General features: G+C 63.5%; 15 protein-coding genes. 4 read left to right on the top strand and 11 right to left on the bottom strand.

The window, feature by feature from the left end:
• Positions 1 to 55: 55 nt before the first annotated feature.
• The 9 genes from ACQ4V8_RS03205 to ACQ4V8_RS03165 form a co-directional block, all read right to left on the bottom strand.
• Complete coding sequence (locus ACQ4V8_RS03205; RefSeq protein WP_436570877.1) at positions 56 to 832, bottom strand: transporter; 777 nt, start codon at positions 830 to 832, stop codon at positions 56 to 58.
• 223 nt (positions 833 to 1,055) lie between these two features.
• Entirely contained in the window at positions 1,056 to 2,438 is a 1,383-nt protein-coding gene (locus ACQ4V8_RS03200) for a multicopper oxidase family protein (protein ID WP_029496504.1), read from the bottom strand.
• A 2-nt stretch (positions 2,439 to 2,440) separates the two neighbouring features.
• Positions 2,441 to 3,799 (bottom strand): TolC family protein, encoded by a 1,359-nt coding sequence (locus ACQ4V8_RS03195; protein ID WP_043462149.1) that lies wholly within the window; start codon positions 3,797 to 3,799, stop codon positions 2,441 to 2,443.
• A 1-nt stretch (position 3,800) separates the two neighbouring features.
• Positions 3,801 to 4,190, bottom strand: a complete 390-nt coding sequence (locus ACQ4V8_RS03190; protein WP_010399312.1) for a hypothetical protein — start codon at positions 4,188 to 4,190, stop codon at positions 3,801 to 3,803.
• Between the two features lie 116 nt (positions 4,191 to 4,306).
• Complete coding sequence (locus tag ACQ4V8_RS03185; protein WP_436570876.1) at positions 4,307 to 4,729, bottom strand: hypothetical protein; 423 nt, start codon at positions 4,727 to 4,729, stop codon at positions 4,307 to 4,309.
• Between the two features lie 180 nt (positions 4,730 to 4,909).
• Complete coding sequence (locus tag ACQ4V8_RS03180) at positions 4,910 to 6,502, bottom strand: sensor domain-containing diguanylate cyclase (protein ID WP_436570875.1); 1,593 nt, start codon at positions 6,500 to 6,502, stop codon at positions 4,910 to 4,912.
• A 139-nt stretch (positions 6,503 to 6,641) separates the two neighbouring features.
• Positions 6,642 to 7,199 (bottom strand): NADPH-dependent FMN reductase, encoded by a 558-nt coding sequence (locus tag ACQ4V8_RS03175; protein ID WP_070346769.1) that lies wholly within the window; start codon positions 7,197 to 7,199, stop codon positions 6,642 to 6,644.
• Positions 7,200 to 7,297: 98 nt separating this feature from the next.
• The gene (alr, locus tag ACQ4V8_RS03170) at positions 7,298 to 8,419 is read right to left on the bottom strand and encodes an alanine racemase (RefSeq protein WP_142303425.1); all 1,122 of its coding nucleotides are present in this window, start codon (positions 8,417 to 8,419) and stop codon (positions 7,298 to 7,300) included.
• A gap of 13 nt (positions 8,420 to 8,432) precedes the next feature.
• Positions 8,433 to 9,722: a D-amino acid dehydrogenase gene (locus ACQ4V8_RS03165; protein ID WP_010399320.1), complete on the bottom strand. Its 1,290-nt coding sequence runs from the start codon at positions 9,720 to 9,722 to the stop codon at positions 8,433 to 8,435.
• Between the two features lie 104 nt (positions 9,723 to 9,826).
• Between ACQ4V8_RS03165 and ACQ4V8_RS03160 the strand changes: the two genes are divergently transcribed.
• Both ACQ4V8_RS03160 and ACQ4V8_RS03155 read left to right on the top strand, forming a co-directional pair.
• Complete coding sequence (locus ACQ4V8_RS03160; protein WP_010399323.1) at positions 9,827 to 10,327, top strand: Lrp/AsnC ligand binding domain-containing protein; 501 nt, start codon at positions 9,827 to 9,829, stop codon at positions 10,325 to 10,327.
• Positions 10,328 to 10,475: 148 nt separating this feature from the next.
• On the top strand, positions 10,476 to 10,823 hold the full coding sequence (locus ACQ4V8_RS03155) for a hypothetical protein (protein WP_010399325.1): 348 nt from the start codon (positions 10,476 to 10,478) through the stop codon (positions 10,821 to 10,823).
• A 114-nt stretch (positions 10,824 to 10,937) separates the two neighbouring features.
• Here ACQ4V8_RS03155 and ACQ4V8_RS03150 read toward each other — a convergent pair whose 3' ends face one another.
• Positions 10,938 to 11,909, bottom strand: coding sequence for a GlxA family transcriptional regulator (locus ACQ4V8_RS03150; RefSeq protein WP_436570987.1), 972 nt, complete (start codon positions 11,907 to 11,909; stop codon positions 10,938 to 10,940).
• 141 nt (positions 11,910 to 12,050) lie between these two features.
• Between ACQ4V8_RS03150 and ACQ4V8_RS03145 the strand changes: the two genes are divergently transcribed.
• Both ACQ4V8_RS03145 and ACQ4V8_RS03140 read left to right on the top strand, forming a co-directional pair.
• Positions 12,051 to 12,683: a cysteine hydrolase family protein gene (locus tag ACQ4V8_RS03145; protein WP_436570874.1), complete on the top strand. Its 633-nt coding sequence runs from the start codon at positions 12,051 to 12,053 to the stop codon at positions 12,681 to 12,683.
• Positions 12,684 to 12,755: 72 nt separating this feature from the next.
• Positions 12,756 to 13,298, top strand: coding sequence for a YdcF family protein (locus ACQ4V8_RS03140; RefSeq protein WP_010399329.1), 543 nt, complete (start codon positions 12,756 to 12,758; stop codon positions 13,296 to 13,298).
• Between the two features lie 19 nt (positions 13,299 to 13,317).
• Here ACQ4V8_RS03140 and glpK read toward each other — a convergent pair whose 3' ends face one another.
• Complete coding sequence (gene glpK, locus ACQ4V8_RS03135) at positions 13,318 to 14,811, bottom strand: glycerol kinase GlpK (RefSeq protein WP_196855577.1); 1,494 nt, start codon at positions 14,809 to 14,811, stop codon at positions 13,318 to 13,320.
• Positions 14,812 to 14,868: the final 57 nt, after the last annotated feature.

The raw sequence follows: 14,868 nt of genomic DNA, 5'->3' as shown, positions 1-14,868 counted from the left end.
TCCCGCGCGCCAAGCTGTCTGTTCGCCAGGATGCATGAGAGCCAGTATGTCTATCTCACCACAGCTTGCCCAAAGGCACGACCAGTCCGCTAAATAGCGACCAGTCCGGCGACGCCGACGTCAAGCCGCGCGCCATGCCGATATCGATGGCTAGCCGTGGCGTGGGACTGTAAGTGGCCGCCAGCAGCAACTGCGCGCTAGCCGCCGCGCCGCGCAAACGCGTGCCCGACACTTCCGCCGTGGCGCCCCAACGCGCGCTGACGGGCGTGGAAAAAGAGGCTGCCCAGCCCGTTTGTACCCTGCCAGTGCCAGGGTCGGAGGTTCCCAGGCGCGTGGCGTTCAGGTTGGCGTCCATATGCACGACACCCAGGTCGCGGCTGAAAATGCCATTCAAGGTGACATCGCGCTTGCCGCTGCCGATGGCGTCCTTGGCCGTCGGCAACTTCCAGCCCAGTTCCAGGCCCAGCGCCGTGGCGCTGTCGAGCAAGAAGGCGCGCTTGAGCACGATGCTCGTGTCACCCAGGCCCGAGTCGCCCAAGCCCGTTGCATCGCGCGCACGCACGAACGCCTCGCCGCCCAGCAGCACGCCCCACTCGGGCGTCAACGCCAATTTGAAGGTATATGGCAGGCTGGCGCGGCGCGTGGCGCCTGTTTTTGACAGCAGGCCGCCGGCCTCCAATTCCAGCTGGCCCGGTACGGGCAGTTGGGCGGGACTGGCCACGGACGGGCGGTAAGGCAGGACAGGATCGCCGTCTTGCGCCTGCGCCAATGGCGCCATTGGCGCTAGGCACAGCAGGGAGAAACACAGCGACGGTAAGCAAGGATAAGACATGGAAGACCCGGAAGTGGCAAATGCGCAAGAACGCTAGCCTACCATCAAGTCCATGCGTGCGTGTTACGCCCTCAAGCCAGACGGCGGGCGCTGGCCGGCGCAAGGGCGTGGCGTTGCTAACTTGCACTACGGAAAGCTATTGCACCGAGGTATGCAGGCGCAACACGCCTGCCAGCCCCGTCAAGGTGCGCGCCTGGTCTTGTCATGCCGGTGGCGCAGGAAATTAATGCCCGCTGTGGCCGGCCCGCTTGCGCACCGTCATTTCGACGCCGCCCTTGGCTGGCAGCTTGCCCATGCCCTGGCCGCGCACCGGTTCCGGCAAGGCACCCGTCCATTCATAGGCCAGGCTGCCGGCCGGGTGCCGGTACCAGCCAGGATCGCGATAATCGCCTGGCTTTTGCTCCCGGCGCACCTTGACGGTGGTAAACATGCCACCCATGCCGATGGCGCCGAAGGGGCCGTCGCCGGCCATCATCGGCAAGGTGTTGTCGGGGATCGGCATCTGCATCTCGCCCATGTCGGCCATGCCACGCTCGCCCATCACCATGTAGCCGGGCACGAGTTGATTGATCTTTGCGGCCACGCCCTGGTGGTCGACACCGATCATGGTGGGCACGTCATGCCCCATGGCATTCATCGTGTGGTGCGACTTGTGGCAATGGAAAGCCCAGTCGCCGAGGTCGGTAGCCGTGAACTCCAAGGCGCGCATCTGGCCCACGGCGACGTCTGTCGTCACTTCGGGCCAACGCGACTCGGGGCGCGTCCAGCCACCATCGGTACCCGTGACCTCGAATTCATGGCCATGCAGGTGAATCGGGTGATTCGTCATGGTCAGATTGCCCACGCGCACGCGCACCTTGTCGCCCTGGCGCACCACCATGGGGTCGATGCCGGGGAAGACGCGGCTGTTGAAAGTGAACAGATTAAACTCCGTCATGGTCATGATCTTCGGCGTGTAGCTGCCGGGATCGATATCGTAATTGCTGAGCAAAAATACGAAATCGCGGTCCACCTGCATGAAATTCGGATCTTTCGGGTGCGTCACCCAGAAACCCATCATGCCCATCGCCATCTGCGTCATTTCATCGGCATGCGGGTGGTACATAAAGGTGCCGGGCCGCTTGGCCACAAACTCGTAGACGAAGGTCTTGCCTGGCGCAATACCGGGCTGGGTCAGGCCCGTGACGCCATCCATGCCGTTGGGCAAACGCTGTCCATGCCAGTGCACGCTAGTGTGTTCCGGCAATTTATTCGTGACAAAAATGCGCACCCGGTCGCCCTCCACGACTTCGATGGTGGGGCCTGGCGACTGGCCGTTGTAGCCCCACAGGTTGGCCATCATGCCCGGCGCCAGTTCGCGCACGACGGGTTCGGCTACCAGGTGGAATTCCTTGACGTTGTTGTTCATACGCCAGGGCAAGGACCAGCCATTGAGAGTGACGACGGGGTTGTATGGACGCCCGTTCGGCGGTGGCGGCGGCGCTTTCGTTTGCGCATCGGCCATGCTGACAGCTTCCGGCAGCGACGCCGCGCCCACGCGGCTGACGGCCGCAGCACTGAGGGCGACAGCGCCCGCATTCATGAAAAAGTTTCTACGTGTAATCATCATTATTCCTTTGCAGCTGGGCCGCTGCCATTGATGGCCGATTGCAATTGAGTTTGGGCGATCCAGAAATCGCGCTGGGTCTCGATGGCGCTATTCACGCTGGCGACTTGCTCGCGCGCGTCTGCCAGCAACTCGAATACGCTGGCCAGCATGGCGTTGTAGCGCAGCAATACTTCATGCGAGATAGTCTTGCGCAGCGGCAGGACTTCATCGCGGTAGTGGCGCGCCAGGTCGTAGGCCGTGCGGTAGCTAGAGTACGCTTCGCGCACCTCCGAACGGGCCCGCAGCGCCGTGTCCGCCGTGCGCTGCAGCGACTGCGCGTACACAGCTTGCGCCTTGGCATTGCGCGCCGAACCCCAATCGAAGAGCGGCAATTCGAGGGACACGGTATAGCCGTTTTCGCGCGGTGCCTCGCTGCTGCTCTTGTTGCTATAGCCCACCTCAAACACGTTGACGACACCCGTCACCTTAGCCAGGCCCAGCGCGCTGGCCGTGGCGTGCGCGTCGAGCTTACTCATCTGCACGTCGAGACGTTGCTCCATCGCCTGTGCCTCGATATCGTCCGCCGCCACAGCCTGCGGCGGCAAGTCGGGCAGGCGCGACGGTAAAGTAAAGCCTGTCTGCTTGCCCCACAGGCCCAGCAGGCGCGTCAGATGTTCGCGCGTGGCCGTGGCCTGGTGGCGCGCGCGGGCCAGGTCGCCGACGGCCTGCGCATAAAAAACTTGCTGGCGCGCCTGGTCGAGGCGGCTCCAGTTGCCAACCTGCTGCAAGCGCGTGGCCAGTTGCGCACCCGCCTCGGCCGACACCAGCGCCCGCTGCATGAACTGCTCCGTCTGCACGGCAGCCACGGCGTTGAAATAGGCGCGGCGCGTGTCCGACGCCAGTTGCACCGCGCTGATGGCCGCCTGCAGCTTGGCTTGCTCGAAACGGCCGCGCTCAATGTCCACGCGCATCGGCATCGTCAGCAAGCCGGCCAGGTCGACACTGACGCCCCGCTCGATTTCATTGCCGCCGCTGCCATGCGAGCGGCCGAACGACAGGCCGGGATTGCGCAAGCGCCCCGCTTGCACCAGGTCCGCCTCGGACGCGCCCAGCTGGGCCAGCGCCACTTTCATGCCGCGGTTATTCATCAGGGCGATGCGTACGGCACTGTCGGCGTCCAGGGGCTGGGCAAGCAGCTGCGCCAGCTTGTCCTCGCCGCCCGTGTCGGTCAATGCTGCGGGCGCGCCCGTGCGGGCGTCGGCCAGCGCGGACACCGTCTGCATGCCGCCATCGGGGCTAAAGCTGACGCAGCCGCTCAGCAACAAGACGGCCGCCAGCGCCAGCGGCGTGAGACAGATTGATTTTGTGAATCGAGCCATCTCAATGTCCTTCATGCTGGTGTTGTCCGGCGGGCTGGGCGGCAGGTTTGGCATCGGGCTTGGGGCTGGGCTGGGGCTTACCCACCGGCATATTATGCCCTTCCATCTTGTGGCCCTCCATCTTGTGGCTATCCATCTTCATCATGCCCATGTGGCCGCCGGTCTTGCCGACTTTCTCGTTGCCAGCATGCCAATTCTGGTCAGGCGTGGCCTCGTCCTCGGTGGCGGGACGGTAGCCGGCGAAGGCCGAGCGGTAGGTGGTGGCCGGCACGGGCGCTTGCGCTTCTTGCGGGGCGGGCTGGGGCTGGGGCTGGGGCTGGGCGGCGGCGCTCAGCGGCAGCGAGGCAAGCGCGACGCCGGCGGCCAGCGCGAGGCTCAATAATTGCTTCATGGTGCTTCCTTGGTTGACAGGGTATGGCGCGGCGGGCGCGCAGCTGGAACACAAGGGTGCGGCAGGCACGGCAGCGAAGGGCGTGCACTGGCTGCACCGCCAGGTTCAAGGGGCGGTCAAGCGGAGTGCGTGCTTCTCGGAGGACGTTCGGGGCCGGACGGAATATGCCCGGTGAACAAGGAATCGTACGCCAGCGCCGGTGGCGGCGCGCACAGCGTCAACACCGGCAAGACAGGCATGCACGGAGGGGCCGTGGCGCCCACGCTGCAAGCGCCATGCTCGCTGCAATCGTGGCCGGAGTGCGTGGCGCCGCCATCGCCCACGGCCATTTTCATCGGCTGGTCCTGCATCCTCATGTCGCCCGTATTGTGGCACTGAGAGGCCGGCGCTGCCCCGACGGCGGCGCTGACGTTGGCGTTGCCGGCCAGCTCGTCCACGCAGCAACTGCGGATGGCCGACGCAAAGCCCTGCAAGGGCAGCGTGACGGCCAGCAGCCACAGCAGCGAGCGGACAAGTAAGCGGGAAAATGCACGGTTCATCGCAATACTATAAACCTTCCAACACGAGGAAGGTCAAGCAACTATTTGCCTCTCGCTTAGCCGGAAACGCCAGACCGCTGCATTGGACAGCGCGAAATGCAATGCAATGAGAGGCGGACGCCGAACTGCACGCGCGCCAGTCGCAGTGCAGCATATACCCGGGTACGGCGCAATAGCGCCTCAGGCCGGCTCTGCCAGACCCACCCGGTTGCGCCCATTTTCCTTGGCCGCATACAGCGCTGCATCGGCCGCCAGCAGCACGGCATCCGCGCCGCCGAGCTTGAGCGCCGCCTGCTGCGACGACACGACGCCCAGCGACACCGTGACGTGACCGGCGCCGGGAAAATCGGCGGCAGCGACCCGGGCGCGCAGGCGCTCAGCCACCTGCAGCGCTACATCGAGGTCGGCGTCTGGCAGCAGCATGATGAATTCATCGCCGCCATTGCGGCATAGCACGTCGACATCACGCGAACAGGCGCGCATCAACTGTGCCAGGTGCAAGATGACGTCGTCGCCCACGGCGTGCCCCCAGCGGTCGTTGACCTGCTTGAAATGGTCGATATCGAGGGCGATGACGGAAAACGGCAGCGCCTTGGCCTGCCAGGCATCGAGCGCCGCTGCCATGCCGCGCCGGTTCGACAGGCCCGTCAGCGGGTCCGTCTGCACGTCAGTCTTGAGCTTGCCGATCTTTTTCTGCAGCAGGGACATTCCCACCAGCAAGGCGCGCTTGATCTGCGACGCTTCCAGGTACCAGGCGGGGATGCCGCCGATGCGCTCGGCCATGCCGGGCGCGTCCATGCCGCTGGCGCCTTCGGCCAGCTGTACCAGGGGGCGTGAAATCAGGCGTGCCAGCCACCAGATCAACGGCAGGTTGAGCAAGGCTATGGGCAAGCAATACCACACGGTGTTGAGCATCAGCTGGTTCAGCGGCGCCAGCGTGGCAGCCGTGGGTCGCTGGGCCACGATGCCCCAACCCGTAGACGGCAGTACGGCATAGCCAGCCAACATGTCGGTGCCCCGGCTGTTGACGATGCTTGCACTACCGCTTTCCTGGCGCAGGAGGGCGTCGATCACGCCATTGTCACCGGCTACTTCGCCGACCCGCAGGGGATCGGGGTGGTACAGCAGGCGCCGGCTCTGGTCGACCACATACAAGTAAGAACTATCGCGGTAATAATGCTGTCCCAGCAAGGTGAACAAGATATTTTTCTGTTTCAGATAAATCGAACCACCCACATAGCCGAGATACCGGCCGGCATCATCGAAGACGGGATGGGAGATGAAAATGACCAGGTTGCCGACCGAAGACAGGTAGGGCTTGGTGATCAGGGGGCGACGCTCGCGCAAGGCCTGGCGCGCGCCTTCCGAATCGAGCTGGCTATTTTGCAAGGCCACGATTTCAGGCGAGACGGCCAGCACCTTGCCCTGCGCATTGACCACCAGGACGGAATTGAAGCTGTTGGTCTGCCCGCGCAAGCGTTCGGTTTCCGCCTTGAGGGCGGCAGGATCAGCAAAGTGCCGGGGCAGCAGGCTGGCGCTATAAGCTAGCTGCTGGCGCACCGCCAGCAGGAAGTTTTCCGTGCTGCTGGCCAGCTTCAGCGCATAGGCGTGGTTCGCCTCCAGGGTCGTATCGATCAGCAACTGGCGCTGCACCTGATACGTGGCGTAAAAGCTGCTGAGCAGCGAGATCACGGCGCTGGCAAACGCCACCAGCACGATCAGACGGCGCAGATTGATGCGCAACAGCGGTTGCGCCACAGGTTGAAGCGGCATGAAAGGGACGCGGCAGGGTAGGCTTGCGCGTGAAAAAAACGCCCATTATACATACCGGGACACATACCAAGACAACAACAAAGTGCCTTGATCAACTATTTATTGCCCCATGGCGCCCCGCCCGGCAAGCCTAAGCCATTCAGGCATGCACGGCGTGCTGGCGCACCCAGTGCACGTAGCGCTGCATCCAGCCCTGGAAGAAAACCAGGCTGGCCGGGCCGACGCCGCCATGCTCGTCGAACAAGCCTTCCTTGGCCTGGATAAACATCTCTGGCTGGTCCAGCAGCGGCACGTCCAGGTAAGCGAGCACATTACGCAAATGCTGCTGCGCCAGGGCCGTGCCGGTCGCGCCTACGGAGACGCCCAGCACGGCGCCCGGCTTGCCGCCCCACACGCTCTGGCCATACGGGCGCGAGCCATGGTCGAGGGCGTTTTTCAGCACGCCGGGGATAGAACGGTTGTATTCGGGAGTGAGGAAGAGCAACGCTTGCGAAGCCGAAATATCCGACTTCAGGCGCAACACCTGCTCGGCCTGTGCGCCATCGTCATCCTGGTTATACAGCGGCAAGTCACCGATTTCGATGTGTTTGAAAGAAAACTCGGGCGGCGCCAGCTTGATGATGGCGTCGGCCAGCTTGCGGTTGAAGGAATCCTTGCGCAGGCTGCCGACGATGATAGCAACGTTATATTGACTCATAGAAATCCCCGATAACGGTTAAAAGATGGCCGTGGCGTGCAGCGCACGCCACGGCTATCTTGCCACACAATCATCGGTTTGGCGCTGTTTGGCGCTGTTTAGCGTGCGCCTTGGGCCAGGCCCAGATAGTCGCGGTAGTAGCGCCCGCCCAGGTTGGTCAACACTTCATAGCCGATGGTACCGGCCATGGCTGCCACGGCGTCGACCGGATGTTCGGCGCAGATCAGGTCGACCAGGCTGCCAGGCGCGACGCGCTCTTGCGCGATGGCGCTCACATCCAAGGTGATGGAATCCATGGAAATGGCGCCGATCTGCGGCACTTTCACGCCATCGACGATGGCCAGGCCCTGGTTGCTCATGCTGCGCAGCCAGCCATCGGCATAGCCGACGGAAATAGTGGCCACCTGGCGCGCCTCGCTGGCCGTGTAGCGGCAGCTGTAGCCGACGTGCTCGCCAGCGGCAATCGTGCGTGTCTGTATGACCTTGCCTTGCAGGCGTACCACCGAGCGCAGGGGATGGGCTTCGCCGCTCTGCGGCGCAATGCCGTACAGGGCCGCACCGGGACGCACCAGCTCGAAGTGAAAATCGGGCGACAGGAAAATGCCCGAGGAATTGGCCAGGCTGGCGCGATACTGCTGCGGCAGACGGACGCGGATGGCGCTGAAACGGGCCAACTGCTCACCATTCATCGGGTTGCTGGGCTCGTCGGCGCACGCCAAATGGCTCATGATGTAGTGCACGTTGATGCCGTCAAGAAAATGAGGGTCCAGCAGCCAGGCGTCGATTTCCTGCGGCGACAAGCCCATGCGCGACATGCCACTATCGACCTGCACGATGGCGTCCAGAGTCGTGCCCAGCGCTTGTGCATGCTTGCGCCAGCCCGCCACCTGCGGCTCGCTGTTCAGCACGGGTATCAAACCATGGGCCGTGAATTCGCCTTCCGTAGCGACGGGTGGGCCGTGCAGCACGAAGATGTGTGCATCGTGCGCCACATACGGGCGCAGGCTGATGCCCTCTTCCAGGTGGGCCACGAAGAAATGGCGGCAGCCTTCTTCATACAGGGCCGCAGCCACTTGCGCGGCGCCCAGGCCATACGCATCGGCCTTCACCACCGCCGAGCAGGCTGCCGGGTGCGCCTTGTCGCGCAGCAAGCGGTAATTGGCGCGCACGGCGTCCAGGTCCACCGTCAGGATGGCGCCGCTACGTTCCTTGGGTGGCATGCTAGCGCCCATCTCAGGCGCCCGCGTACTGTAGTTTACCGCCGTGCTGCGCGCCGCTGTAGCGGCTGACGGACAGGTCGTCGGCCAGGATGGCGGGCTTTTTCGACGACATCAGGTCGGCCAGCAATTGCGCCGAACCGCAGGACATGGTCCAGCCCAGGGTGCCGTGGCCCGTGTTGAGGAACAGATTGCGCAGCGGCGTGCGCCCGACGATCGGCGTACCGTCCGGGGTCATCGGGCGCAATCCCGTCCAGAAGGTGGCATCGGCCGTGTTGCCACCGCCAGGGAACAGGTCATTGACGACCATTTCCAGGGTTTCGCGACGGCGCGGGTTCAGGTTCAGCTTGTAGCCGGCGATTTCCGCCATGCCGCCCACGCGGATGCGGTCATCGAAACGCGTGACGGCGATCTTGTACGTTTCATCGAGGATGGTCGACACGGGCGCCTTGGCTGCGTTGACGATAGGCACGGTGATCGAATAGCCTTTCAGCGGATACACGGGGATGTCGAGCAGCGGCTGCATGAAGCCGGTCGAGTAAGAACCGAGGGCCACCACATAGGAATCGGCTTTGACGATTTCCGCGCCGCATTGCACTCCAGCAATTTCGTCACCGCGCGTCAGCAGCGCGTCGATCGCCACGCCATAGCGGAACTTCACGCCCAGCGCCACGGCCATTTCCGACAGGCGCGTCGTAAACAGCTGGCAATCGCCGGTTTCATCGTTGGGCAGGCGCAAGCCGCCGAACAGCTTGTCTTTGACCGCTTCGAGCGCTGGTTCGGCGCGCGACAGCTCGTTGCGCTGCAGCACTTCATACGGCACGCCTGCGTCTTTCAACACTTCGATATCCTTGGCCGCATCGTTGTATTGCTTTTCAGTACGGAACAATTGCATCGTACCCTGCTGCCGGCCTTCATACGTGATGCCGGCCTCGGCGCGCAGCACCTTGAAGCAGTCGCGGCTGTATTCAGCCAGGCGCACCATGCGTTCCTTATTCACGGCATACGCTTCCGGTGTGCAATTGCGCAACATCTGCCACATCCATTTGAGCTGGGCGGCGCTGCCATCGAGCGAGATGGCCAGGGGCGCGTGGCGCTGCATCATCCACTTCACGGCTTTCAAGGGAATGCCGGGTGCGGCCCATGGCGAAGCGTAGCCGGGCGAGATTTGCCCCGCATTCGCGAAGCTGGTTTCCAGTGCCGGGCCAGGCTGGCGGTCGATGACGGTCACCTCATGTCCTGCTTTGGCCAAATAGTAAGCACTGGTGACGCCGATAACGCCGGACCCCAGAATCACAATACGCATAGTTTCCTCAATTATATTTATGGCTAGTGCCAGATTAACGGCTATGATATTGGGAAAGAGCTAGTATTTGTTCACGTATAAATCGAGATATTCAGCAATAAATCATGAGAATCCTGAAAGAATCAGCACGCAGCCTCGACAAGCTGGATCGTCACATCCTGCGCATCCTGCAACAGGATGGACGCATCTCGATGAAAGACCTCGGTGAACAGGTAGGCCTGTCCATCACGCCCTGCATCGAGCGCGTCAAGCGCATGGAGCGCGACGGCGTCATCACGGGTTACCACGCCAAGGTGAATCCGGCCGCACTGGGCGCCAAGTTGCTCGTTTTTGTAGAGATTACTCTCAATCAAAAATCCGCGTCAGCGTTCGAGCAATTCCGCCGCGAAGTGTTGCAAATTCCCGAAGTACAGGAATGCCACCTGGTGTCGGGCGACTTCGACTACCTGATCAAGGCGCGCATCCATGAAATGGCCGAATACCGCAAGCTGCTGGGCGATATGCTGCTGCAACTGCCGGGTGCCGCGCAATCGAAAAGCTATGTGGTGATGGAAGAAATCAAAGAAACCCTGGCGCTTTCGACGGACGTGTTGCAGAGCCGCTAAAAGTACCGGCGGCCGATACTGGCAGCACCGATTTGTGCGCCTTTGTATAATTTTGTAGCACATTCTCGGCCACCGACGCACACTGCCCTCACGACATCACGCCCGTCCCCTCTTTGATTGGAAGCAGTGATGCACACTGGGAGTCCGTATGAACACTTTGATAAAACTGGCAGCTTCCTGCCTCGCGGGCCTGGCCGTGGCCATGTGCACCGCCAGTGAATACAAGGTCAACCGCGCGCCGGCCAACGGCGCCATTTATCAGAACATCACGGTGGGCAAGACCACCCGCCTCGACCTCGACGCGGCGCTGGGCAACGCCACCGTCGTCAGCTTCGACCCAGGCTATGAAGTGTGGGTCTACAAAAACCAGCTGCAAACGCCGGGCGTGACGCGGCTAATTCCCCTGCTGGGCGAAAAAGGCACGCGCGAAGTCGCTGTCGTGTTCGACCAGGCAGGCATCGTCAGGAAATTTCGCATACACGAGCCGCGCAAATAAGTCGTGCAAATAAGTCGTGCAAGTAAGCAACGCCAATCAGCCACATCAATCAGCCTCCCAAGCAAGCCATGGGGACGCGCCCGCCTCTCGACAGTCCAGGGACCAGCGGCACGACTACGCGCCTACACGGACGCCTTGGCCTTGCTGCCGGAACAGCTTGCGGTAGGCCGACGGCGACGTCTGCAAGCTGGCGCGGAAATGCTGGCGCAGCGAGAGGGCGGTGCCAAAGCCGGCCTGTTGCGCCACGACCTCGATCGAGGCCGCACTTTTTTCCAGCATGCCTTGCGCATGCGCCAGACGCTGGTTTAGCAGCCATTGCTTGAAAGACGTGCCCGTCGCCTGGCGGAAGTGGCGCGTAAAATTGCGTCGGCTCATGGCGGCCCGTTCAGCCAGCGCATCGATGCTGTGCGCCTGGCCTAGACTGGCGCTCACGCTAGCGAGCACCTCGGCAAAGCGACCTTCGCTGCCGGACACGGGCAGCGGGCGCTCGATGAATTGCGCCTGTCCGCCCTGCCGGTGCGGCGCCACCAGCAAGCGACGCGCCACGCGGTTGGCCACCTCGGCGCCCGCCAGTTGGCGCAGCAGGTACAAACAGCAGTCGAGGCCAGCGGCCACGCCCGCCGACGTCAGCACCGCGCCATCATCCACGTACAGCACTTCCCGGTCCACCCTGACCTTGGGGTAGCGGGCCGCCAGCCTCTGCGCCATGCCCCAGTGCGTGGCCGCGCTCTTGCCATCCAACAAGCCCGCCTGCGCCAGCGGAAACGCGCCCAGGCACAGGCCCACCATGCGCGCGCCGCGCCCACTGGCCGCCTGCAGCGCCGCGACCAGGGACGGTGCGGCATCGCGGCAATCGTCGTGCCAGGCCGGCATGATGACGATATCGGCCCCCTGCAATCCCTCCAGCCCGAACTCGGGCGTGATGCAAAAGCCGGCTGCCGTGCGCAAGGGCGCGGCATCGGCGGCGCACACGCGCACCAGGAACCGCGGCAGATCGGCTTCGCCCGGCTGGGCGCCAAACACGAGGCAAGGCACGGATAAATGAAATGGCGTCATGCCGTCGAAGGCGATCACGGCCACGCTCAAGGGAGAGGAAGATGGAGAAATAGTAGGCATGGCCCGATTTTATCGCAGAGCGGCCTTCGGGCCACTTTTTATTGTAATCATGCGGCCTGACAATGGCCTTGTCGAGGAGCTGTTTCCTCTTTCACCCACTCAGGAGTACACATGTCCACCACCCCACGCCGCGCCCTGCTCGTCATCGATGTCCAAAACGAATACTTTACGGGCAACATGCTCATCGAATATCCATCGGTCGACATCTCGCTGCCCAATATCGTCACCGCCATGGCTGGCGCCCGCGCCGCCGGCGTGCCCGTTATCGTCGTCCAGCACGATGCGCCGGAAAATTCGCCCGTCTTCGCCAAGGGCAGCGAGGGCTGGCAGTTGCATCCGCTAGTGGCCGCCTTTCCCGCCGAGCACCGCATCAACAAGACCATGAGCAGTGCCTTTGCGGGTACCAACTTGCGCGCCTGGCTGGACAGCCACGACATCGACACCTTGACGGTGAGCGGCTACATGACGCACAACTGCGACGCCGCCAGCATTTACCAGGCCGCGCACGAAGGCTTGCAGGTCGAATTGCTGCAAGACGCCAGCGGCGCCGTGCCCTACGCAAATGCGGGCGGCACGGCCAGCGCCGAGGAAATCCACCGCGTCTTCAGCACCGTGTTTCACTCCAATTTCGCCGCCGTCGTCAGCACCCAGGACTGGCTCGCTGCCGTGCGCGAAGGCAAGCCATTGGAAAAGGACAATATTTATCTGTCGAACCAGCGCGCACGCACAGCACGGGCGAGCTGACGCGCTCAGCAATGGGCGCGTATCATGCAGCCATTGCCCACTCGATCATCAACGATGCGAAAAATAACACTGTTGGGCTTAATCTCTGCGGGTATTTTTCTGCTGGCCACGACAGCGCTGGTGCTGGCGGGACTCAATGACAGGCTGGCGCCGGCCGACGTCATCGTCGTGCCGGGCAATACGATATTGCCCAATGGCACGCCCAGCCCGCGCCTGCAGGCGCGGCTCGATGCGGCCCTGGCGCAGCTCCAGGCTGGACGGGTGCCGCGCATCCTCGTCAGCGGCGCCACCGGCAAGGAAGGCTTCGACGAAGCCGCGTCGATGGCCCGCTATCTGCAGTCGCGCGGCGTGCCGGCCAGCGCCATCTTCGAGGATCATCAAGGCTGGACCACGGAGGCCACGGCCCGCAATGCAGCGGCGCTGATGCGCGCGCGTGGCTGGAAGAGCGCCATGGTGGCTACGCAATACTTTCATGTGCCCCGCTTGCGCCTGGCTTTGGCACGCACCGGCATAGCCGTCAGCGGCAACGTGCACGCGCCCTATTTTGAACTGCGCGACCTGTATTCGGTGCCGCGCGAAACACTGGGCTACGCCGTGTACTTGGCGCGGCCCTGATCGCGCGTTATTGCCCGGCTCACTCGCTCCAGTCGCGCGAGCGCTCCACGGCGCGTTGCCATTTGTGCAGCCGCGTCAGGCGCTCGTCGGCCGCCATGGCCGGCTCGAAGCGGCGCCCCACCTGCCATTGGGCGGCGATTTCTTCCAGCGACTCCCAGAAACCCACGGCCAGGCCCGCCAAGTAAGCGGCGCCCAGGGCCGTCGTTTCCGTCACCACGGGACGCACCACGGGCACGTTCAGGATGTCGGCCTGGAATTGCATCAGCATGTCGTTGCGGGCCGCGCCGCCATCGACGCGCAATTCCGATAGCGCGATGCCGGCGTCGTCCTGCATGGCGGACAAGACGTCGACGTTCTGGTAAGCCACGCCTTCGAGCGCCGCGCGCGCGATGTGCGCCTTGCCCGTGCCGCGCGTGATGCCGATCAGGGTGCCGCGCGCATACGGGTCCCAGTACGGTGCGCCAAGACCGGCGAACGCAGGCACGAAGACCAGGCCGCCCGAATCGGGCACGCTGGTGGCCAGCGCTTCCACTTCGGACGAGTCGCGAATGATGCCGATGCCGTCGCGCATCCATTGCACGGCAGCGCCAGCGATAAAGGCGCTGCCTTCCAGCAAGTAATCGGTTTGATTCGCATCCGGGCCCAGGCTCCAGCCCACCGTCGTCAACAAGCGGTTTTTCGATGGCAAGGGGCGCTTGCCCACATTCATCAGCATGAAGCAGCCGGTGCCGTAGGTATTTTTCGCCATGCCCGGTTGCAAACAGGCCTGGCCGAACGTGGCAGCCTGCTGGTCGCCCGCGATGCCGGCGATCGGCACGGACACGCCCAGCAATGACGCGTGCGTGTGCGCGGCCACGCCACTCGATGGCACGACCTCGGGCAGCAACGAGGCAGGAATATCGAGCAGCGCCAGCAAAGCCGTGTCCCACTGCAGAGTGTGGATGTTGAACAGCATGGTGCGCGCTGCGTTGCTGGTGTCCGTCAAATGGGCGCCGCTCATTTTGTAGATCAGCCAGCTGTCGACCGTGCCGAAAGCCAGTTCGCCGCGCTCGGCGCGCGCGCGGGCGCCCGGCACGTTATCGAGCAGCCATTTCAACTTGGTGGCGGAAAAATAGGCGTCCAGCACCAGGCCGGTCTTGCTCTGGATTAAGTCGGCCTGGCCCTGCTCGACCAGTTGCTCGCAGTAGGCGGCATTCCTGCGGTCTTGCCAGACGATGGCGTTGGCGACAGGCTCGCCCGTGGCGCGGTCCCACAGTACCGTCGTTTCACGCTGGTTGGTCACGCCAATGGCGGCCACGTCGCAGGCGGCCACGCCACTGTCGCGCAGCACCTGCTGCAGCACGCCCTCTTGCGAGGCCCAGATCTCGCCCGCGTCATGCTCGACCCAGCCCGGCTGGGGGAAAATCTGGCGAAATTCGCGCTGCGCGCTGGCGTGCGGCCGGCCCGCATGGTCGAACAGGATGGCGCGCGAACTGGTGGTGCCCTGGTCTAAAGCAAGTATGTATTTGGTCATGGTCGCTACTACGTCTATCAGTAAAAAGGGCACGGGCATAGGCCCGTGCCCCGGGAA

It is taken from the genome of Janthinobacterium paucivorans, assembly GCF_051380805.1.
Taxonomy (GTDB): domain Bacteria; phylum Pseudomonadota; class Gammaproteobacteria; order Burkholderiales; family Burkholderiaceae_D; genus Janthinobacterium; species Janthinobacterium lividum_D.
This window is presented reverse-complemented; position numbering and strand designations above follow the sequence as displayed.

Excerpts from the sequence above, each read along its gene's own strand:
- ACQ4V8_RS03205 (WP_436570877.1), bottom strand. The coding sequence starts at position 832 with ATGTCTTATCCTTGCTTACCGTCGCTGTGTTTCTCCCTGCTGTGCCTA.
- ACQ4V8_RS03200 (WP_029496504.1), bottom strand. The coding sequence starts at position 2,438 with ATGATTACACGTAGAAACTTTTTCATGAATGCGGGCGCTGTCGCCCTC.
- ACQ4V8_RS03195 (WP_043462149.1), bottom strand. The coding sequence starts at position 3,799 with ATGGCTCGATTCACAAAATCAATCTGTCTCACGCCGCTGGCGCTGGCG.
- ACQ4V8_RS03190 (WP_010399312.1), bottom strand. The coding sequence starts at position 4,190 with ATGAAGCAATTATTGAGCCTCGCGCTGGCCGCCGGCGTCGCGCTTGCC.
- ACQ4V8_RS03185 (WP_436570876.1), bottom strand. The coding sequence starts at position 4,729 with ATGAACCGTGCATTTTCCCGCTTACTTGTCCGCTCGCTGCTGTGGCTG.
- ACQ4V8_RS03180 (WP_436570875.1), bottom strand. The coding sequence starts at position 6,502 with ATGCCGCTTCAACCTGTGGCGCAACCGCTGTTGCGCATCAATCTGCGC.
- ACQ4V8_RS03175 (WP_070346769.1), bottom strand. The coding sequence starts at position 7,199 with ATGAGTCAATATAACGTTGCTATCATCGTCGGCAGCCTGCGCAAGGAT.
- alr (WP_142303425.1), bottom strand. The coding sequence starts at position 8,419 with ATGCCACCCAAGGAACGTAGCGGCGCCATCCTGACGGTGGACCTGGAC.
- ACQ4V8_RS03165 (WP_010399320.1), bottom strand. The coding sequence starts at position 9,722 with ATGCGTATTGTGATTCTGGGGTCCGGCGTTATCGGCGTCACCAGTGCT.
- ACQ4V8_RS03160 (WP_010399323.1), top strand. The coding sequence starts at position 9,827 with ATGAGAATCCTGAAAGAATCAGCACGCAGCCTCGACAAGCTGGATCGT.
- ACQ4V8_RS03155 (WP_010399325.1), top strand. The coding sequence starts at position 10,476 with ATGAACACTTTGATAAAACTGGCAGCTTCCTGCCTCGCGGGCCTGGCC.
- ACQ4V8_RS03145 (WP_436570874.1), top strand. The coding sequence starts at position 12,051 with ATGTCCACCACCCCACGCCGCGCCCTGCTCGTCATCGATGTCCAAAAC.
- glpK (WP_196855577.1), bottom strand. The coding sequence starts at position 14,811 with ATGACCAAATACATACTTGCTTTAGACCAGGGCACCACCAGTTCGCGC.